Raw genomic sequence first — 19494 nt, forward strand, 5'->3', positions numbered from 1 at the left:
TTTTGAGCCCCAAGCGTTCGACTTCGGGCTCAAGTTGGGTGTTCATTTGCATTTCAAAAAAAGACAATAAAATGATAAGCAACAATAAACTTTTACCCTTTCTGATCCTTTTAAGTGCCATTGCAAGTGCACTGTATGTGAACTTTTTTGTCACTCCAACATGGTTAGAGCAATCTTATTTATATGATACATATCAAACTGAGCATAATCAGTATGCTTATATTTATAAAGGAAAAGAAGTTACTATAAACTCAGTTGTGGCATATCAAGACTCACCTTTAAATCAAGCCTCTTTAGATGCGAGTAAACAAACTCCGAGTTTAAAAGAGCAATGGGTTATGACTGATGATGGCAAGGTACGCTTGCTAAAACCTGCCTTTCATTATGGCTTATGGTCACTACTGCCTGCATTTGTCACCATTTTATTGTGTTTGATTACCAAAGAGCCACTTACGTCTCTATTTAGTGGCATTGTTGTTGGGGCTTTATTACTTGGTCACTACGACTTAACCAATGACGTTATCATTGTGAATTTAGCAACTGAAAGTAGCGCCGCTTTGTTATTACTTTACTTGTGGTTATTAGGCGGGTTGATTGGTATCTGGTCTCGAACTGGGGCGGCTCAAGCGTTTGCAAACTTTATGACCAAGCACTTTGTGAAAGGGCAGCGCTCAGCCAAGTTGATTTCATGGTTTTTAGGCATTATTTTCTTTCAAGGCGGTACCATGAGTACAACCTTAGTTGGCACCACAGTGCGCCCCCTTGCTGATAAAGCAAAAGTGAGCCATGAAGAAATGAGCTATATTGTTGATTCAACAGCCTCCCCTATTGCATCAATCCTCGCATTTAATGCATGGCCTGCTTATATTCAAGCGCTAATTTTTGTACCTGGGGTTTCTTTTCTTGCCACAGAATCAGAGCGAATTAAATTTTTCTTCTCAAGTATTCCATTTAGTTTTTATAGTTTTTTCGCCGTTTTAGGCACATTTTTGTTGAGCATGAATATTACACGTTTTTCTGGCAAGCGGATTAGAGATGCTCATCAACGCGCATTATCAACAGGACAGCTTGATGCCCCAGATGCAACACCATTGAGTGCAAAAGAGTTACAGCAAACCCATGTCCCTTCTCATTACTCGCCACATGTATTAGAGTTTTTATTGCCTTTGATAAGTTTGATTAGTATCGCCATAATTACTTTTTTATACAGTGGTACGCCTGAAGTTAACTGGGCATTTGGGGTTGCGTTGTTAATGTCTGCGTTTATTGCGTTGTGTAAAGGTATGTCGTTAAGTGACCTGATGGATGGGTTTGCAACAGGCCTAAAGGGGGTTGTTGTTGCCTCTGTTATTTTAATGCTTGCGGTTATTATAGGAACCATTAGTAAACAAATAGGTGGAGGTTTGTATCTTGTATCTCTACTTGGGGATGGTTTGCCCTTTTGGTTGCTGCCAATACTTCTACAGCTGATCACGCTCGCAATAGCTTTTTCAACAGGCACAAGTTGGGGAACCTATGCTGTCGCATTTCCTTTAGCAATGCCACTCGCTTGGGCTATTAGTCAATCACAAGAACTCGCACATCCAGAGTTATTTATGGCTGTATGCTTTGCTGCGGTTTTAAATGGGAGCGTATTTGGTGATCAGTGCTCACCTATCTCAGATACAACGATTTTAAGCGCTATGACCACTGGGTGTGATCTGATGGATCATGTTAAGTCGCAGCTTGTTCCTGCATCAATCGCAGCTGGTCTGGCAGGTTTACTTTGGACTTTGACTGTTTACTTTTTTGCCTAACTTTGGGAGTTAATAAATGCGACTGCGACATATCGAAGTGTTCCATGCAATCTATACAACGGGTTCAATAACGAATGCCGCTAAAGCTTTACATGTATCACAACCCTCGGTTAGTAAAGTTTTATCGCATGCGGAGATGCAATTAGGTTTTAAGTTATTTGAGCGGGTAAAGGGACGTCTCATTCCAACGGAGGAGGCGTCGATGCTATTCAACGAAGTTGACAAAATTTATCAGCAAATGCGGTCGATTAAAAACACAGCTGAAAATATAAAAAAAGCTGAGTTTGGCAATATAAATTTAAGTGTTACACCTGCCTTAGGTTTCGATGCACTTCCCTGTGCAATAGCAAAGTATCATCACGCGTATCCAAAAGTTAACTTTAATGTGCAGACGATTCATAACAATGAAGCATTGCAAGCATTACTTGAACATAAGTGCGATTTGGCTGTTGTTTTTTCGCCGAGTGCGATGCCAGGCGTTAAAGCTATTAAAATTGCACAGTCAGAGCTGGTTGCGGTATTTCCTAAACGTTTATTTCCATCTATACCTGCTCAGCTGACTTTTCAGGAACTTGAAGGGGCAGAATTTATTGATATAAGTGATAGTGGCCCTTTAGGGCACCTGTTGTGGAAGCGCATGCTTGAGGAAAATATCGTACTGGACTCTACAATTAAAGTGCAAACTTACTTTATTGCTGCACGCTTGGTAGCACAGGGAGTGGGTGTATGTATCGTTGATAAGTATACTGCAATGGGAAACTTGTCAGATGACATTGCTATCGCCTCATTCAGTCCTCCTTTATTTTTCAACGTGAGTGCTCTTCATTTAGAAAATAAAGTTTTATCACATGTTTTAGACGCCTTTTTAAATGAGTTATCTAATTGTATTTAAAGGGTATTTTGTCTGGCTATAAACATAGGTTATAGGTGCAATAATTCTTCATTCTTTTCTAAATTTTAAAAAATAATATGCTCTGTTTAGTCAATTTTTCTTTCTAAATTAGAGATATATTATGCAAATTAAGCCTCCTTATTTACTATTTATCGGTGATGCGACCGATAAACTCTCAATTAAAATGGCACAAAGTTTAGCTGATTGGCGCGCTGAACTTTGTGTAGGCGAGCTGAGCGTTAACGGTTGTACAGTGAGTACTGGTCTCAATCAATGTAGCATCTGTGAAGCTGCTAAGTTAGGTGCAAAAACATTCGTTCTAGGTTTTGCTAATAGTGGTGGTGTGTTAGACAAAAAGTGGTTGCCAATTATTAGTGAGGCAATAGAGCACGGAATGAACATCGTAAGTGGGCTTCACGATAAGCTCACTAACTTTGATGAGCTGGTCAGTCTTTCGCAAAAGCACAATACAAACTTATTGGATATTCGTCATCCAAGTACAGCATTTGCAACAGGCAAGGGATATAAACGCAAAGGTAAGCGATTACTTACTGTGGGAACAGATTGCTCTGTAGGTAAAATGTATACAAGCTTAAGCCTAGAGAAAGCGATGAAAGAACAAAATATAGATGTCGACTTTAGGGCTACGGGACAATGCGGAATTTTAATCTCAGGCAGTGGTGTAGCGATAGATTGCGTTATTGCTGATTTTATTTCCGGTGCTGCGGAATCATTAAGTCCTGATGCAGAGGAAACCCATTGGGATATTATCGAAGGGCAAGGTTCGCTGTCACACCCTGCTTTTGCTGGCGTTAGCTTGGGATTGTTACATGGTTCTCAGCCTGATGCGTTAGTGATATGTCATGCTTTAAATAGAACCCATATGCGTGGCTTACCACATACTTCCTTTCCTAGTATTGAAACGACGATAGAGTTAAATATTGCTGCGGCAAAATTAACGAACCCTGATGTTCAGGTAGTCGGTATTTCCGTTAATACATCCAGTGTTAGTATTGAACAAGGAAGTGAAATTTGTGAGCGTCTGAGTCAGACATTTGGTGTGCCATGTGTTGATCCCTTACGTGATGGCGTCGATTCAATAGTGGCCAACTTATGCTAACAGAAAGATTGTTCAATATATCCTTAGAAACGTTGTCGAGCGTTTACACTGTCTCTGTTTTTCATCAATCAATACCATTGAAATCAGACTTTAAAATTTCTAGAGGAACAAAAAAGAGCGCAGATGTGATTGTGGTTGTGATTGCAGACAAAGAATTTTACGGCTGGGCTGAATCGGTCCCCTATGCGCGTTATGATGAATCAATAAATACATCGACAAAACAAATTAAAGCATTGTTTTGTGATCGTTCCTTCACTCGCAAAATGGAACTTTCCGAGTTAATTAATACACTTCCCGCTGGTGCTGCCCGTAATGCACTAGATTGTGCTATGTGGGATCTTCAGGCCAAACAAAGTGCACGACCAGTTGCAGAAATATTGAGTAAAACCAGTATAACGAGTATTTGCGCGCATACACTTAGCATTGATACACCAAAAGCCATGCAAGAGGCTGTATTAGCGATGAATTCCCCTCCTCTAGTGAAAGTAAAACTAGATAAACAAGACATCATTGCTAGGATGACGGCTATTGCAAACGCAGCGCCTCATAGTCAGTTTATCGTAGATGCAAACGAAGATTGGTGCTTTCGTGATTTAGAAGAGAATGTAGAGGCGCTAAAAGCACTTAATGTTGTACTAATTGAGCAACCTCTACCCGCTGGTGAGGATGAGCAACTGATTAACTTTACATCGCCAATCCCTCTTTGTGCTGATGAATCATGCCATACTGAAAATGATCTTCCTTATTTGCAGGGACGATATCAAGTTGTCAATATTAAACTCGATAAAACAGGAGGATTAACTCAAGCCTGTTCGTTAGCCAGCAAAGCCCAAGAGATGGGGTTTGATATAATGCTTGGTTGTATGGTGGGCAGTTCTCTAGCGATGGCGCCAGCCTCATTACTTGCATCACAAGCTCGTTATGTCGATTTGGATGGGCCACTGTTAGTGTTAAAAGATCGAAAGCATCACTTTACTTATGCTGATGGTCAAATGAGCCCTCTTCAAAGTTGTCTATGGGGAGGTGCGCATAATAGTGAGCGCTTTTTCGTTGATTGCTTACAGTTACAGTAATGCTTTTCAATTAAGCTCCCAGAAGCTTGTCATAGCAGGGAGCTTAGAGGTATTTATTCTACAGAAATAAACACCTCGACCTCTTCACTATTCTTGTAAAACTCATAGTCAGTTTTATAAGCGCGAATATATGCGCAGTGCTCATTACTAAAGTATTGCCATACTTGCCCCCATACATCCACAACTGTTTGAGGCATGGCTCCTTGACCGCTAAAGCGAAGATATTTTCCCGTTGCAAGGTCTATTGATTCTGTATTGGCTGATTGTACAGGGGTATTGGTACAAGCATAGACATCAAAGTCACCCGTAACATCTGACTCGTAATGTGTGTATACACCATAAACTTGGCTTTCAGGAGATAATTTTGGCGCAACATTGGCATAAAACGCTTGCCATAATCTCGCTATTTTAGCGCCTTGGCCACTCATTTCATTACTGTTACAAGTGCGAACTTTTAAACCAAATAGTGTTGTGGAGTTATCGATAGTGATATGTGTTTTTTGCTGATCCATAGCGCTTTTTCCTTGTGTATTTTGTACCTATAAAATATCAGAGTTTTGGATTAGATATATAGCTTTTTTGGAAAATTTTAGTCTTGAGCTTTATGGATATATCTAACAGGCTAAAAAATAGTCATAGTATCGCAATCACCATCAGGTTAAGATGAATTTAAATTAAAATAAAATTAGCAGGTGTTTTTATGAATAAAATCAATGCTCTCATCTACTTTCTCGCATTTAGTAGTGGCTTTTGTATCATGGGGATTGAGCTTTTAGGAGGGCGAATTTTAGCCCCTTATTTTGGTAGCAGTGTACATATTTGGGGCAGTATAATTACTGTGTTTATGCTGAGCTTATCAATTGGCTATCTACTAGGCGGAAAGCTTTCTACACGTAACCCTTCCTTAACTAAATATGGCGCTATCTTTTTTATTGCCAGTATTATGGTCGTACCCATTGTTTTATTTGCTGAGCCTATTATGGCTTTTATTTTTAGCCATATTGAAGACAGCCGTTACGGTTCTTTATTAGCCTCAACAGCATTGTTTTTTATTCCAACGACTATTCTCGGAATGATTTCGCCTTATTCAGTGCGGTTATTGGTTACCGATCACGAAAAAAGCGGTCAGGTTGCCGGTGGTTTATATTTTGTTAGCACTTTAGGTAGTGCTCTTGGGACTATTATCACATCTTTCTACATGGTGTTAGCTTTTGATGTAAACGATATTATTAAAACATTTGCATCAGTACTCGGTGCGTTAGGCCTGCTTGCTATTGTCGTCAGTCAAACACGTACTAAGGAGCGTACAGTATGTTTAGAGTCTTGATAGGGTGTGTAATTTTGATATTGTCGTTCGGTGTCTACAGTGAGGTAATACATAAGGAACGCTCGTTATATCGCAATATATTAGTTGAAGAGTCCGGTGATTTACTGTGTTTAAAATTTAATGAAAAAACCCGCAAAAGTACGCAAAGTTGCATGTATAAAAGTAAGCCCAAAAAGCTGGTGTTCAACTATACAAAAATGACATTTGCGAGTTTACTTTTTATCGATAACCCCCAAAATGTGCTTATTATCGGTTTAGGCGGTGGGACATTATCCAATACTATCCACGAGCTTTATCCTAACGCAAGTATAGAAAATGTTGAGATAGACCCCGCTGTTATTAAAGTTGCGCGTGATTATTTTCAATTTATAGAAACCGATAAAGTGACTTCAAAAGTACAAGATGGGCGTATTTTTATTAAACGAGCGGCATTAAAAAAGCAGAAGTACGATTGGATTATTCTTGATGCCTTTAATGGTGACTACATTCCTGAGCACTTACTGACTAAGGAGTTTTTTGCTGAGGTAAAAAGTGTGCTTGCTGAGGGAGGCATTGTTGCTGCTAATACTTTTTCTTCAAGTAAGCTTTATCAGCATGAGTCCGCTACTTATTATGATGTGTTTGGTGACTTTGTAAATGTTGTGACAGATAAAAACTCAAACCGCATAATCTTGGCGGGGTTAAATGCGATGCCAAGTGAGCCGCAAATAGCAAAGCGCGTAAAACAATTAGCGGTTAAGTTAGCGCCATATGATGTAGATATACATTCTTTGAGCGAGCATTTGCTTTATACCAGAGATAATCAGGATTGGCCTGAAGATACTAAAGTACTGACGGATCAATATTCGCCAGCAAATCTGTTAAATTATCAATAAGTACATGTTTTTTAATGAGACTGATTTAGTTGCTCTGCTGTTGGCAGAGCAACGATACCTGCCTACCCCGTTTTTGACAGGGCTAAACTAATTGAAAAAGGGTGAGAACTGAAAGGGTATTGCTTCAAATCGTTTGGCTGTGCATAAGTTTCGCAACTTTTCGTTTTTTTCGATTGATCCTATTTGTTTTATAAAATGCATTAATATTTACTTAGCATGCTAAGTAAAATATAATAGTTAGCATGCTAAGTAATTGGAGTGCATTATGTCTTCGACTATCCCCTTTCATGAAACGTTAGATTTAACCCTCTGCGGGAGCATGGGTCGTGTACATCGTTTGTGTCGTGATGCCGTCACGCTCGCTGTGGAACCTCTTGGTCTAACTCAGTCTCGTTGGACTGTTATGATTCATTTGTTTCACTTAAATCAGGGTTGTACCCAGCAAGAGTTGGCGCATAGCTTGGGTATTGAAATGCCGTCTTTAACACGCACTATCAAGCAGCTTGAACAACAACAGATTATTGTACGTAAAGCTGATGCAGAGGATAAACGCAGTAAGCGACTGTATTTTACTGAACAAGGTCTAAACTTACTGGAGACCTTGCGTGTGATCATTGCAGATGTAAAACAAAACCTTTATGCAGATTTAACAACACAACAGCTCGATACTATGGCACATGGCCTTGTTCAGATGGAAAAGAATGCCCGTCAGTGTATTAATCACTACTCAGGAGATAAATAACTTTATGACACCGGATCAAAAATTTGCCCGTTATGTAAAAATCTCCTTAGTGGGCTTCATTGTTTTATTTTTGTATTTTGTAATTGCTGATCTTTATATGCCAGTGACGCCACAGGCCCGTGTATACCACCCTGTTGTGCAAGTGACACCACAGGTAAGTGGCCGCGTGACGGAGGTTTTAGTAACCAATAATCAAGCAGTCGAAAAGCGCCAAGCATTGTTTAAGATTAATGATGAACCGTTTGAGTTGGCTGTTCAACAGGCTGAGCTTGCTTATGACGATGCTAAACTTCAAAACCAACGTTTAGATAGCAGTGTGAAAGCAATTGAAGCGCAACTTGCGGCAGCGAAAGCAAAGCTGCATGAGCAAACATTATTGTTTGAACGTGGTGAATCGTTACTAAAAAAACGCTCTATTTCAGAGCAAGAATACGAAACAATCAATGCAAATTACCAATCAAGTAAGGCAAATGTAGCGGCAATTGAAGCTCAGCTTAGCGAAGCTAAACTTGCTCGCGGTAAAATAGGTGATGATAACTTAGCATTACGTCATGCCCTGAATCAGCTTGAACAGGCTAAACTCAACTTGTCTTATACAACAGTAACGGCTGATACCGATGGTAAAACTGCCAACTTACAAGTGACAGCGGGTACATATGCCAATAAAGGCCAACCTTTAATGGCGATTGTTGCTAACAAGGCTGACCTTGTGGCTGATTTTCGCGAAAAGTCCTTGGTGCACGTGCAAATTGGCAGTACTGCTAAAGTAAGCTTTGATGCGCTACCTGGGAAAGTATTTACTGGCAAAATTATTAGTTTTGAAGCGGGGGTGAGTGATGGTCAACTCAATGCAAACGGTTTACTCAGTGCCACTGAAAGCAGCAATCGTTGGGTACGAGATGCACAACGTCAACGTATTCATATTCAATTAGATGAGCACCAAATGTTAGCTAAATTTCCAAGTGGTGCCCGTGCTACAGTTCAGCTTCTGCCTGACTCAAGCGTTGGAAGTTGGTTTGCGAGCATGCAAATTCGTTTTATCAGTGTTCTGCACTTCATTTACTAAGGCAAGGTAAGTTATGTCAGTATTGCAACTTGATGGTAATGGCTTGCGCCAAGCGCTGCGCATTGCCACGGGTTCAGCATTAGGGTTCGCACTGGCAAAATTGATGAATTGGCCTAATGGCATCTTTTTTACTGTCTACCCTATGTTATTGCTCGGCTTAGTCCCTGTACTTAATATGCATATCATTCGTCAGTTTTACGCTGGTGCTGTATTCAGTGCGTTGTTTGTGCTTGTTGTGCAAGGATTATTTTCCCACTTACCTGTTGTTATGACGATGATGAGTTTTGTCGCATTCGCTTTTTTGTTTTATCAAATGAGCCGTGGCGCTAACTTTTTATTTGGTGCTACAACGGTTGTGAGTTTGTCGATTCAATTACACTTTTCGACTTACACAGGTGGAGGAGTCAGTATTTATCCACTTATTATTAGTAACGCTGTTGCTGTTGTAGTCACTGTTATTTTTTCGATGCTTATGCATGGTTTGTTTCCTGATGTTGCACCGCGTCAAGCTCGTGTAATGCCAGAAAAAGCGAAAGAAAGTATACGCCATGAAGTTTTACTTTGCTCAACAGTGGCAACCTTGTCGTTTGTGGTATTTCAGGTGTTTGATTTACAAGACTCAATCTCCGCGCAAGCGGCATCGGTATTGATCTTATTTTCATTGTGCTGGAAAGCGGCCGGTATGGCGGCGTGGCAGCGTGCAATTGGCACATTAATTGGCTGTAATTTAGCGTTAGTTGCGCAGCTCTTTTTATACAATCACACTGATATATTGATTTTTCCTGCGCTTATCTTATGGATTTTGACGTTCATCTTTAGTCGATACCATATAATTTCTGGCGGCATTCCTGGCGTTGGTTTTGGTATTATTACTACATTTGGTATTTTGTTTGGTCAATCGTTAGGGCCAGGACAGGACTTGGTTTACAGTGCTTTGTATCGGTTCTCGTCAGTATCTGTGGCGATTCTAGTCAGTTTATGTGCTGTGTATATTATGCACCATATACTCAATCGTTTCGCTGTAACACGGCATCATACATTTGATTAATAAAAAAGGGAGTTACTCTGATGAACTCCCTTTTTTATTATTTGCTTCAAAAATAGTGGGCAATGATTTTAATAATTCATCTTGTTTCACCACATTGTGCACACACGTTTTTGAAACAACATCTGCAACCCATGCTCCCCACTGCGAGCTACCAGGTTCTTCACCTGGGGTGGCCCACCATCGAGCCTTATATAAAATCTCGTTGTAGCAGGTTTCACTTCCTTGCGGATATGCACTACCGGCTTGCCAAGAGTCAAGCGCGAAACTAGACATAGGCAAAACTGACAGCGTTATCATTGCAATTGCAAAATGGTGTGTTTTGTAGTCCATGCACGGTTCCTTCAAAAGTGAGATAGTATGATTATTATAGTATCTGCTAGATTAACCATCAATTAACTTTGTTAACAAGTTACACTTCTTTACAGTTCTGCTTATTTTTGATACCAGGATATAGTTATAAAGTTATAATTTTATGTTTTTTCTTAACTCTTTTGTTTGTCCTCTTTTGGTTTTGCTGTCCATCCTCTTTCGTTGAGAGTTTTTACTTGGTTTGGTTGGTCTGCGTTTCTTTTGAACCTGTGTCGCACTTATAATAAGTTCTTTTAAGCGGTTAAGTGCATCTTCTTTATTAAGTTCTTGAGTACGATGGTTTTGCGATTTTATTACAACAACGCCCTCTTTTGTGATTCGAGAATCATTTAAATTTAACAGTCGTTGTTTGTAAAAGTCAGGAAGTTTGGAGCGATTAATATCAAAGCGTAAATGGATAGCACTCGCCACTTTGTTCACATTTTGCCCACCCGCTCCTTGAGAACGAATAGCGCTTATATCGAGCTCCCATTCATCGATTGTTACAGTATTGGAAATAATTAACATTAGGTTCAGTTAGCTATGATAAAAACTATATTCTAACATTTGTAATTAGCTGATCATAATAACCCGTTAAAACTAACTGGCGGCTAAAAATTGTACACAAGGAGAATCTGATGAAAGCGTTACTTATATCAATGAGTTTACTCGTAATGAGTTTTTCAAGCTTCGCAGAAGATATTACGGAAAACCAACTTCAAAGTTATATTAAAGCGTTACCTGCAGTGGCTAATTGGTCGCAGAATCAGCCTGAGCTTAAAAACGTTGACTTAGGAAGTATGTTAAGTGGTTCTGAGGCAACGAATACATCATCAATGATGGGGTTTCTTGATCAAATAAAACAACACGAGCTATATACTGAGTTTGCGGGCTTAACTGAGCAATATGGTTTTACGCCAGAGCAGTTAATTGCCGTTGGCTCTGAAGTATCAATGGCCTATTTAGCTAATTTAAAAGGTAGCTTGTCTAGTGAGAATCAAAAGCGTGTTGATCAAGCTGTAACAGGCTTGCAAAGTTTCGGCGCTTCTTCGGCTAATTCGGGCACACGATCATTGGCAGGTGCATTAGAAGGGGCAAAATCAAGCACCAACGTGAACGAAGGCAATGTGAGTTTGGTTAAGGAATATATGCCACAACTAAAACAACTATTTGCAATGTTACAGTAATCTTGCCATTCAATAAAAAACGGCTAACTAGCCGTTTTTTTGTGGCCAAATAAAGGCATCTGGGTTGTCGAGTTGCAGCTTTTGATTTTCAGTTGGTAAAAAATCGGTTTGTAAAAATTGCTCAATACTGGGATGGCGTTCAAAGTATAAAATATCAAAAGCAAACCGATTTAAACCATATAGGCCTCTATGAATCATATTTGCAGAAAAAATAAGTAAGTCCCCTTTTTCCAGAGCAATCGTTTTTCCGCTCTTTAGTGCATTACTATTTGAAGCCCCCTGTTTCTCTAGCCGCACTGTTAACTCCTCTTTTGAGTCCCAGTGTTTATGGCTTGCAGGAATGACTTCAATACCAAGTTCATCCTCAAAAGCCACTCGACAATGCAAAACCTCTGGGCCCTTAAGGGCTTTTTTTTGCTCGGTTAGGTTTAAATGGTACTGCATATCTCTGTGCCAATAATTACGCTGTTCTTTTTTGTAAGGGTTAAAGAAAAGCTGGGTATTCATAAAGCACGGTGCAGCAATAATTGGTCTTACGTGGTTGAGCAAAGTATTTGAATTAATGAACTTAAATAAAATTAATTTTTCGTCATCCGTTAAACATCGTGCTGCGGTCAGTCCTGAACTATTGATGCCTTTAGTTTTGTAAAAATGTTGGTTTTCCTGTAACCAGTTATCATGAAACTTATCTAGAATTGGGCGAACCTTTGATAGGCTCTTATCATTGTAAAGGCCCTTTACATGGTAATAGCCATATTCTTCATAATAGCGGTTTTGCATTATTAGCCTTTAAGTATGGAGCGTACTTTTGTACTAAGCTCGGGCAGTACTTGTTGTTCAAACCAAGGATTTTTCTTTAGCCATATATTGTTGCGGGGGCTAGGGTGAGGTAACGGAAGATGGCTTGGCCAGTAGTCACGCCATGATTTTACTAACTCTGTTAATGGCTGCTTCTTTGTTTGTGGTAAATGATAAGCTCGCGCATACTTGCCAAGAACAATAGTCAGCTGAATATTATTTAATTGCGCCAGAAGCTTCTCACGCCATGCAATAGCGCATTCTTTTCTTGGCGGTAAATCACCTGATTTGCCTTTTCCTGGATAACAAAAACCCATAGGTAAAATAGCAAAACTCTGTTCATCGTAGAATTCATCAGTACTTACATTAAGCCACTTTCGAAGCCTATCGCCACTTGCATCATTGAACGGCTTACCTGTTTGATGAACTTTAACTCCGGGCGCTTGGCCTGCAATTAAGATACGAGCGTTACTGTTAAACTGGATAACAGGGTGTGCGCCAAGTGGTAAATGAGGTTCACAGATCACGCATTTACTAACTTGTTCTATTAAAACTTTTGTATTCATGAGTTAGTAAAAATATGATCTAGGCTTGTTTTGACCAAACTGCCAGCTCATTACCGCTTGGCTCTGTGAAATGAAAGCGATAACCACCCGGAAAATGAAAAAGAGGTTTTATTATTTTACCGCCATGGCTCTCAACCTGTGATTGAGTTTCCTTAATGTTGTTTGAGTAAAGCACTAACAACGCCCCACCATTCGTTGATAGACATTTTAATGGTGCTTGATAAAAGCCTCCGTCTAGGCCTGCTGATTCACAGCTAAATGCGGTGTATTGAGGTCCATAGTCAGTAAACTGCCATTTAAACACGTGCTGGAAGAAAGCTTTAGTTGCTGTTAAATCGCTCGCAGCAAATTCAACGTAATTTAAAGTATGATGGTTTGACATTATTTATTCCTTATTAAGGCTATGCTCAAGGGCCATTTCACAATGTAGCGCAGTGCTATCAAGCAGCGGCATTGAAGTATCAGCTTGCTGTACTAGTAATGCGATTTCTGTACAACCTAGAATAACAGCCTCTGCTCCTTGCTGTTTTAGTTTATCAATAATTGCTAAGTACGCAGCTTTAGACTCTGATTTTATAATCCCTTTACATAATTCATTATAAATAACATTATGAATGATGGCTCGCTCCTGTGCTGCTGGGATTAACACATCAATAGAAAATTTATCTGCTAGTCGTTGTTTATAGAAATCCTGTTCCATAGTGAACTGGGTTCCAAGTAAAGCGACCTTTTTATGATTATTTTGGATCAGGTTTTCACCAACTGCATCAGCAATGTGTAATAAAGGAATTGAAATCGCAGCTTGTACTTGCTCAGCTAATTTGTGCATTGTATTGGTACAAATTAATAAATAATCCGCACCTGCAGCCTCAACTTGCTTGGCTGCTTTGATCAGTATCTCTGCCATCTGTGGCCAATCTTGTTGCTGTTGTAATCTTGCTATTTCGGCAAAATCCAAGCTTACCAGTACTATTTGTGCACTATGAAGTCCACCAAGGGTTTCTTTAACACCTTGATTTAAAAGCTGGTAATAACTTTGCGTTGACTCCCAGCTCATACCGCCAATTAATCCTATTGTTCGCATCCTAGCCCCCTATCCGGTTTTTATATCACCTTATGATATTAGGCTTCGCAAAGCCAGTAGATCATTATTTTACTAACTAGAGAGTACCCGATAAATTTACTTATTCTTCATGGGTACGCAAATGATAATCACTATCTTTTTTATTTTGTCGGTTTATAATAGTGCGCTTTCTATTCGTGTTTATTTAAAGGATTATCATGCATTCACAATCCATTGATGCAGTGCCTTCGCAGCGTCCTAAAAATGTGCCTAAAAAGCGCTCTGTGAGCATCTCTTATCGAATATCGGTATTCTTTCGGTTTGTTGCTGCCATCTTTGGGGGCTATGTGTTTACCAGTGTACTTATCTCTTTACTAGCCATCCTGCTTCCCTTAAATCAACTAGACAGTGTGTTATTGACCACCACTTTGTCGGTATTTTTTTATAGTTGTGTCTTTATTTGGGTGTTTGCGGTTAAGTCATTAAAGCGTGTCTGGATCACTATTTTACTAACTACAGGTGTTCAGTTTGTAATTCTTTCGTTGATTAAGGGTTGGTTATGAAAGAGAACTTTTTTCGCTCAATGACCTGGCTACATACTTGGGTTGGTTTGTTAGTATGTTGGTTATTATTTTTAATTTTTTTTGCTGGCACAATCAGTTTTTTTAAAGACGAGATTACTTATTGGTCTGAGCCAGAAACGCACACTATTACTCATCAAGATAACCGTCTAGATAAGCAAAGACAGCAAATTAACTATGCCGTAGAGCAGTTGCAAAATAAAGCAGCAGACTCATCATCATGGCGTATTTATTTACCTGAGCCTCGTAACCCTTTATATACCTATAGTTATGCTGAGCCTAAGCAGCCAGAGCAACGACGCGCTAAATTTACTGAGACTTATTTAGACCCTGCTACAAAAGAGGAAATTGCGCCGCCTAGAGAGACCAAAGGCGGGTATTTTTTCTATCGACTGCATTTTGATTTACATTACATCGATGTCAGAACTGCACGTTGGCTAGTGTGTCTAGCATCATTATTTATGCTGATTGCTTTGATTACAGGTGTTGTTATTCACAAGCGTATTTTTAAAGATATGTTTAGCTTTAGAAAAAACAAAGGAAGTCGCAGTTGGCTTGATGCTCATAATGTATCATCGGTATTAGCCTTACCATTTCATATTATGATTACGTATACAGGCTTGATAACGTTAATATTTATGGTTTTCCCCTACCCTGCTCAAACGGTGTATGAGAAGGGGCTACAACAAATGTTTAACGAGGCAAGTCCTATCAGGGCTCGTGTCGAATCGAGTGATGTTCCTGCGCCACTAGTGAGCATGAATACTATTTTAGATCAGGTTTATACTAGGTCACCTGATGCTGATATTGGCTTTTTCTTTATTCGCGATGCAAACAAAGAGTCATCACGCGTGAGTGTGTATTTGAATACAGGTAAAGAAGTTGTGGATAATGGGGCGGCATTTTTATTTTCAGGTAGTACTGGCGAATTACTCGCTGAGCAAGGTAAGGACTGGTCGGCATCGGCACGCTTTTATGATTCGATGACAGCATTACATGCAGGGCGACTAGCTAGCCCATTATTACGCTGGCTATATTTCTTATGTGGTATCGCTGGCTGCGCAATGATTGCTACAGGCTGCATTATGTGGGCTAAACGTTTAAGAGAGCGTTTAAAGCCGCAGCAGCAAGCTGGGGTTGGCTTGAAATTAGTAGAAACGTTAAATCTAGCTACTCTGATGGGGTTACCATTTGCTACGGCATCATTTTTTATTGCTAATCGATTATTACCTTTAGAGATGGTAGCGCGTGCCGATAAAGAAATACTCGTGTTCTTCCTCGCATGGTTAGCAATGACTGTGCTGGCAATAATAAGTAGCTCCAAACGTCAATGGCAATTAGCTGCGTGGCTTAACGCATTGGTATGTTTTGCTGTTCCTTTAGTAAATGCTATGACAACAGAAGGTGATTGGATCAGTTATTTACTAACTCAAAACTGGGCGCTGTTTTGCGTTGATTTTGGTTTCATTATTGCGGGAAGCCTGTTTATTTTACAGGGCAAAAAATTACGTACTGCTAGCAAAAAAGTAAGTACTCGCCGTTTTCAAAAGCCCAAGGAGCTTAAGGAGCAACAAGGATGATGGAATTACTGCAGTTTAGCTTGTGCTTTATGGCATTTAATTGTTTTGCTTTAGCAAAGTTTAACCATTTTCGTGAAGTTTTTAAAAAAAAGCTAACTGATAAACAGCGACATAGCTTTTTAACTACAGGCTGGATCACTATTTTACTAAGTTTAGTGTTATCTGTATTGAGCGAAGGTGGATATGGTGCATTATTATTTTGCGGTTATATGGCGCTAAGTGTACTTATGCTCATGATTTTATATAGTTTTACCGTTTCATGGGTAAAGCATATAAGTATACTCAATTTATCAATTTTACTGTTGAGTTGCTTTTCGGTAATGATTTTTTAGCTTAGTTAGTAAAAAACTGATCTGAAAAAATGGGTAGGCATAGCCTACCCGAGCAGGGAATTAAATTGGGGGGATTACATGTTGCTTCAATTTAATAAAGCAGAGTTTGCCTTGGTTCAATGACAGTTGTGTTACGCATTCATGATGTTTTAAAGACAATCTGTAAATCCCCTTTACAGTTCGTCATGCTCAACGAATATTAATTCTTCGGTTTTAAAGCCATATTTTTTAGCTGTGTCTTTAAAGTCTTTTAATTGTGCTTTGCTCACCTTGGGTGTTCTTGATAAAAACCATAAATATTCTTTGTTGTAGCCAGTGATATATGCATATTGATAATTTTCTTTATCTAATTCAAAAATGACATACGAGCTGTAGAATGGGCCAAAGAAAGAAACCTCTAAATGACCTATATTAGGTTTGCTCGCAAATTTAGCTTTGCCTTGGGCTTGCTCCCATGCCTGTTCCTCAAGATTGTAGCCCTTGTTAATTACTTTTACACTGCCATCCGGATTAACTGAATATTGAGCTGTTATTCCTTCTAAGCCACGCTCAAAAGAGTGGTCTAGCCGCGCAATTTCATACCAGGTACCTGTGTATTTATTGAGTTCAAAGTTTTCAACCGGTTTTATATTCTCTGGAGTGCCAGTACAGGCAGAGAGTATCGTAGAGGTAATTGCTATAATGAGAAGTTTATGGAAGTTGCGCACGTAAAGCTCCTTTTAATATCAAATATTTTAATACGTTAATAGCGGTAAATAAGTTCAATTACGGTAAACTATCTCACACTTAAAAATTCTGTCGAGAGTGCTATGAAAATTTGGGTTGATGCGGACGCCTGTCCTACCGTTATCAAAGAGATATTATTTCGCGCAGCAGAGCGCACGCAAACAGTTACAACGCTGGTTGCTAATCATGCGATGCGTGTGCCACCCTCAAAGTTTATTTCGCGTATACAAGTTTCATCAGGGTTTGATATTGCTGATAGCGAGATTGTGAAACGCGTTGAAGCGGGTGATCTCGTTATCACAGGGGATATTCCACTTGCCGCAGAAGTAATAGAAAAAAATGCACAAGCGCTGAATCCTCGTGGAGAGCTTTATACCACGGAGAATATTCGCTCTAGATTAAACGTACGAGATTTTATGGAAACAATGCGTTCTAGTGGAGTTGAAATGTCTGGAGGACCACCGCCTCTAAGCCAAGCCGACAGGCAAAACTTTGCTAATAATTTAGATCGCATTCTAGCTAAAAAACTATGATGGACATAAAGAAGCAGCTACAGGGTTTTGGAGACAGCAAATTCACTGTAGCGGTATACATTGAAAAGCGCCCACCTATGGTGCCGTGGCAAACACTCAATTTTTTGCATGCAATGCAAGCAAGCGAAATTAATAGCATAAATCAAGCTTGCGGTAATGGCTGGAGAAAAGTTTTTAACGTATATGCCAAGGTATTATTTGCTCTGCCTAGTGAACATTTTAAATTTGCAAAGCAAGCGTGTGACTGGCAAACCTTCCGAGATGATTTATTACTGCAAACTAACAGCCGCACTGCGCTTTTGTTTAGTCCGCCACTTTTAGATGAAGGTAACCAATTGCATATTATTGCAGGTCGTACCCATGCTAAAAAACTGATTCAATCAGGGCTGCTTAATTCACCACTAACTTGGTTAGATGATGAATTTGCCATTAGCAAGAGTGACAAGGTTATCGTATGCCCTTACTTCGATTATCGGCAATTGAGTAATATTAAGATTGCTCGACTAAGCCAATTAGTGGCTGATGTTTTGGCTTAAATACTTCATTGCGTTATTGAATATGCAAACTAAGCTTAAGATATTATAAAAGCTAGTGTGCTTAGTATGAAAATTCTTGTCGTCGATGATATGCCTTTGATGCGCCATGTTCTAATAAACATGCTGCGCCGTCTAAACTATGATGACATTACAGAAGCGACTGATGGCAATCAAGCTATCGAATTATTAGGGAAACAACATTTTGACCTAGTCATTACTGATTTGCATATGCCAAAAATGGATGGCAAATGCTTACTTATGCAAATGCGTGATAGCCCTGATTTTCATAACATTCCTGTTTTAATGGTTACATGCGAAGACAGTAAACAGACCGTTACAGATATGATTAGCGCCAAAGTGAATGGTTTTATTATTAAGCCATTTTGCTTGAATACCCTAAATAAACAGCTGAGCCGCATTGTTAAACATGACTAGAGTGATAGACCTTGTTTGGAGTTGACTATGTTAATACGTCTTCTAAGCGTGTTGTTTTTTATATTTGTAGGGGATGTGTTTGCTAAGCAAAAAACACTGGCACTTTATACAGAGTCTTTCCCTCCCTATAATTTCGAAAAAGAAGACCAAATTACAGGAATTAACACAGAGATCATTCGGCTTCTTTGCGAAAAAGCAAGTTTACATTGCACTATTGACTTATACCCCTGGAAAAGAGCGATGCAACTCGTCTCTACGAGAGCAGATACTGGCATCTTTTCAACTTCACGCACAGTACAAAGAGAATCTAAGTTTTATTGGGTTGGTCCATTAGCCTCTGGCCAAACATGTTTTTATAAGTTAGCGACTCGCTCAGATATAACTGTGAATAGTATGGCGTCTTTACGAAATTACACCGTAGGTGTGGCGCGGGGAGATGTATATCACTCCGTTTTAATGGATTTAAATCTGGAAGAAGGTCAGCATTTTTTAACTTACTCTAAAAAATTTGAGGAGCTAAAAATGTTTAAAAGAGGCGAGCACGACTTATTAATTGGCTCGGCTTTAACATTGGCTTCTCAGTTAGAAAAAGTGGGGTTGAGTCCCGAACAGTTAGCTCCGGTATTTGCGCTTAACCACCCTGCACTGGCTGGGAACTACTTAGCTCTGAATAAAAGCACATCAATTGAAACCGTAAAAGAGTTACAAAGTCATTTAAAGCAGTTAAAAGCAACCAACCAAGTTGGCGATATTGTTAGTCAGTTTATACCTTCAGCTCAGCAAAGCCATCCTTATGCATCCGCTATGTTAAAAGAGTGTTTTACCGGTACCGCTATTTATTAGTTTTCTCTTGAAGAGAGTCTAATATAG

General features: G+C 39.4%; 25 protein-coding genes. 17 read left to right on the top strand and 8 right to left on the bottom strand.

Annotated features, from left to right (window positions below; all coding sequences use genetic code 11):
• The first annotated feature begins 71 nt into the window (after positions 1–71).
• The 4 genes from LY624_RS19365 (at position 72) to dgcA (ending at position 4881) form a co-directional block, all read left to right on the top strand.
• Complete coding sequence (locus LY624_RS19365; RefSeq protein ID WP_341804422.1) at positions 72–1796, top strand: Na+/H+ antiporter NhaC family protein; 1725 nt, start codon at positions 72–74, stop codon at positions 1794–1796.
• 16 nt (positions 1797–1812) lie between these two features.
• Positions 1813–2688 (top strand): LysR family transcriptional regulator DgcR, encoded by an 876-nt coding sequence (gene dgcR, locus LY624_RS19370; protein ID WP_062567850.1) that lies wholly within the window; start codon positions 1813–1815, stop codon positions 2686–2688.
• A gap of 121 nt (positions 2689–2809) precedes the next feature.
• Positions 2810–3808, top strand: coding sequence for an N-acetyltransferase DgcN (gene dgcN, locus LY624_RS19375; protein WP_237118802.1), 999 nt, complete (start codon positions 2810–2812; stop codon positions 3806–3808).
• Positions 3802–4881, top strand: coding sequence for an L-Ala-D/L-Glu epimerase DgcA (gene dgcA, locus LY624_RS19380; protein ID WP_237118801.1), 1080 nt, complete (start codon positions 3802–3804; stop codon positions 4879–4881). The genes dgcN and dgcA overlap by 7 nt, the downstream gene beginning before the upstream one ends.
• Before the next feature lie 53 nt (positions 4882–4934).
• On the opposite strand, the gene LY624_RS19385 is transcribed toward dgcA, so the two are convergent.
• Positions 4935–5393 carry a GyrI-like domain-containing protein gene (locus LY624_RS19385; protein WP_341804423.1) on the bottom strand — a complete coding sequence of 153 codons (459 nt, stop codon included), beginning with the start codon at positions 5391–5393 and terminating at the stop codon, positions 4935–4937.
• Positions 5394–5581: 188 nt separating this feature from the next.
• On the opposite strand from LY624_RS19385, the gene LY624_RS19390 reads away from it, so the two are divergent.
• From LY624_RS19390 to LY624_RS19410, 5 genes are all read left to right on the top strand, one after another.
• Positions 5582–6208 (top strand): fused MFS/spermidine synthase, encoded by a 627-nt coding sequence (locus tag LY624_RS19390; RefSeq protein ID WP_130152033.1) that lies wholly within the window; start codon positions 5582–5584, stop codon positions 6206–6208.
• Entirely contained in the window at positions 6193–7083 is an 891-nt protein-coding gene (locus tag LY624_RS19395) for a spermidine synthase (RefSeq protein ID WP_130152032.1), read from the top strand. The genes LY624_RS19390 and LY624_RS19395 overlap by 16 nt, the downstream gene beginning before the upstream one ends.
• Before the next feature lie 265 nt (positions 7084–7348).
• On the top strand, positions 7349–7825 hold the full coding sequence (locus LY624_RS19400) for a MarR family winged helix-turn-helix transcriptional regulator (RefSeq protein ID WP_130152031.1): 477 nt from the start codon (positions 7349–7351) through the stop codon (positions 7823–7825).
• A 4-nt stretch (positions 7826–7829) separates the two neighbouring features.
• Positions 7830–8891, top strand: a complete 1062-nt coding sequence (locus LY624_RS19405) for an HlyD family secretion protein (RefSeq protein WP_130152030.1) — start codon at positions 7830–7832, stop codon at positions 8889–8891.
• Between the two features lie 13 nt (positions 8892–8904).
• Positions 8905–9939: a DUF2955 domain-containing protein gene (locus tag LY624_RS19410; RefSeq protein ID WP_237118796.1), complete on the top strand. Its 1035-nt coding sequence runs from the start codon at positions 8905–8907 to the stop codon at positions 9937–9939.
• A 12-nt stretch (positions 9940–9951) separates the two neighbouring features.
• Here LY624_RS19410 and LY624_RS19415 read toward each other — a convergent pair whose 3' ends face one another.
• On the bottom strand, positions 9952–10269 hold the full coding sequence (locus LY624_RS19415) for a hypothetical protein (RefSeq protein WP_130152028.1): 318 nt from the start codon (positions 10267–10269) through the stop codon (positions 9952–9954).
• A gap of 132 nt (positions 10270–10401) precedes the next feature.
• Positions 10402–10815, bottom strand: coding sequence for an alternative ribosome rescue aminoacyl-tRNA hydrolase ArfB (gene arfB, locus LY624_RS19420; RefSeq protein WP_062567841.1), 414 nt, complete (start codon positions 10813–10815; stop codon positions 10402–10404).
• Between the two features lie 110 nt (positions 10816–10925).
• Between arfB and LY624_RS19425 the strand changes: the two genes are divergently transcribed.
• Complete coding sequence (locus LY624_RS19425) at positions 10926–11474, top strand: short-chain dehydrogenase (RefSeq protein WP_237118794.1); 549 nt, start codon at positions 10926–10928, stop codon at positions 11472–11474.
• Between the two features lie 27 nt (positions 11475–11501).
• Here LY624_RS19425 and LY624_RS19430 read toward each other — a convergent pair whose 3' ends face one another.
• From LY624_RS19430 to LY624_RS19445, 4 genes are read right to left on the bottom strand one after another with little or no spacing between them, the layout of a single operon-like run.
• Entirely contained in the window at positions 11502–12254 is a 753-nt protein-coding gene (locus LY624_RS19430) for a phytanoyl-CoA dioxygenase family protein (protein ID WP_130152025.1), read from the bottom strand.
• Between the two features lie 2 nt (positions 12255–12256).
• On the bottom strand, positions 12257–12838 hold the full coding sequence (locus LY624_RS19435; RefSeq protein ID WP_341804424.1) for a uracil-DNA glycosylase family protein: 582 nt from the start codon (positions 12836–12838) through the stop codon (positions 12257–12259).
• 19 nt (positions 12839–12857) lie between these two features.
• A complete protein-coding gene (locus tag LY624_RS19440; protein WP_130152023.1) occupies positions 12858–13220 on the bottom strand; it encodes a VOC family protein in 363 nt (120 codons plus the stop codon).
• 3 nt (positions 13221–13223) lie between these two features.
• The gene (locus LY624_RS19445) at positions 13224–13922 is read right to left on the bottom strand and encodes an aspartate/glutamate racemase family protein (RefSeq protein WP_341804425.1); all 699 of its coding nucleotides are present in this window, start codon (positions 13920–13922) and stop codon (positions 13224–13226) included.
• A 197-nt stretch (positions 13923–14119) separates the two neighbouring features.
• On the opposite strand from LY624_RS19445, the gene LY624_RS19450 reads away from it, so the two are divergent.
• The 3 genes from LY624_RS19450 to LY624_RS19460 are packed head-to-tail and all read left to right on the top strand — an operon-like array spanning position 14120 to position 16394.
• Complete coding sequence (locus LY624_RS19450) at positions 14120–14464, top strand: hypothetical protein (RefSeq protein ID WP_240701269.1); 345 nt, start codon at positions 14120–14122, stop codon at positions 14462–14464.
• Positions 14461–16062, top strand: a complete 1602-nt coding sequence (locus LY624_RS19455) for a PepSY-associated TM helix domain-containing protein (RefSeq protein WP_341804426.1) — start codon at positions 14461–14463, stop codon at positions 16060–16062. The genes LY624_RS19450 and LY624_RS19455 overlap by 4 nt, the downstream gene beginning before the upstream one ends.
• Positions 16059–16394: a DUF3325 domain-containing protein gene (locus LY624_RS19460; RefSeq protein WP_130152020.1), complete on the top strand. Its 336-nt coding sequence runs from the start codon at positions 16059–16061 to the stop codon at positions 16392–16394. Before LY624_RS19455 ends, LY624_RS19460 begins: the two co-directional genes overlap by 4 nt.
• 173 nt (positions 16395–16567) lie before the next feature.
• On the opposite strand, the gene LY624_RS19465 is transcribed toward LY624_RS19460, so the two are convergent.
• Positions 16568–17101 carry a lipocalin family protein gene (locus tag LY624_RS19465; RefSeq protein ID WP_341804427.1) on the bottom strand — a complete coding sequence of 178 codons (534 nt, stop codon included), beginning with the start codon at positions 17099–17101 and terminating at the stop codon, positions 16568–16570.
• A 102-nt stretch (positions 17102–17203) separates the two neighbouring features.
• Here LY624_RS19465 and LY624_RS19470 point away from each other — a divergent pair, with 102 nt between their 5' ends.
• The 4 genes from LY624_RS19470 (at position 17204) to LY624_RS19485 (ending at position 19467) form a co-directional block, all read left to right on the top strand.
• Complete coding sequence (locus LY624_RS19470) at positions 17204–17653, top strand: YaiI/YqxD family protein (RefSeq protein WP_341804428.1); 450 nt, start codon at positions 17204–17206, stop codon at positions 17651–17653.
• 5 nt (positions 17654–17658) lie between these two features.
• Positions 17659–18189, top strand: a complete 531-nt coding sequence (locus LY624_RS19475) for a DUF6942 family protein (protein WP_341804883.1) — start codon at positions 17659–17661, stop codon at positions 18187–18189.
• A 66-nt stretch (positions 18190–18255) separates the two neighbouring features.
• Positions 18256–18624, top strand: coding sequence for a response regulator (locus tag LY624_RS19480; protein WP_237118786.1), 369 nt, complete (start codon positions 18256–18258; stop codon positions 18622–18624).
• Between the two features lie 27 nt (positions 18625–18651).
• Positions 18652–19467 carry a substrate-binding periplasmic protein gene (locus LY624_RS19485; protein WP_341804430.1) on the top strand — a complete coding sequence of 272 codons (816 nt, stop codon included), beginning with the start codon at positions 18652–18654 and terminating at the stop codon, positions 19465–19467.
• Positions 19468–19494: the final 27 nt, after the last annotated feature.

The sequence above is a fragment of the Pseudoalteromonas sp. N1230-9 genome (assembly GCF_032716425.1).
In the GTDB taxonomy this organism is placed as follows: domain Bacteria; phylum Pseudomonadota; class Gammaproteobacteria; order Enterobacterales; family Alteromonadaceae; genus Pseudoalteromonas.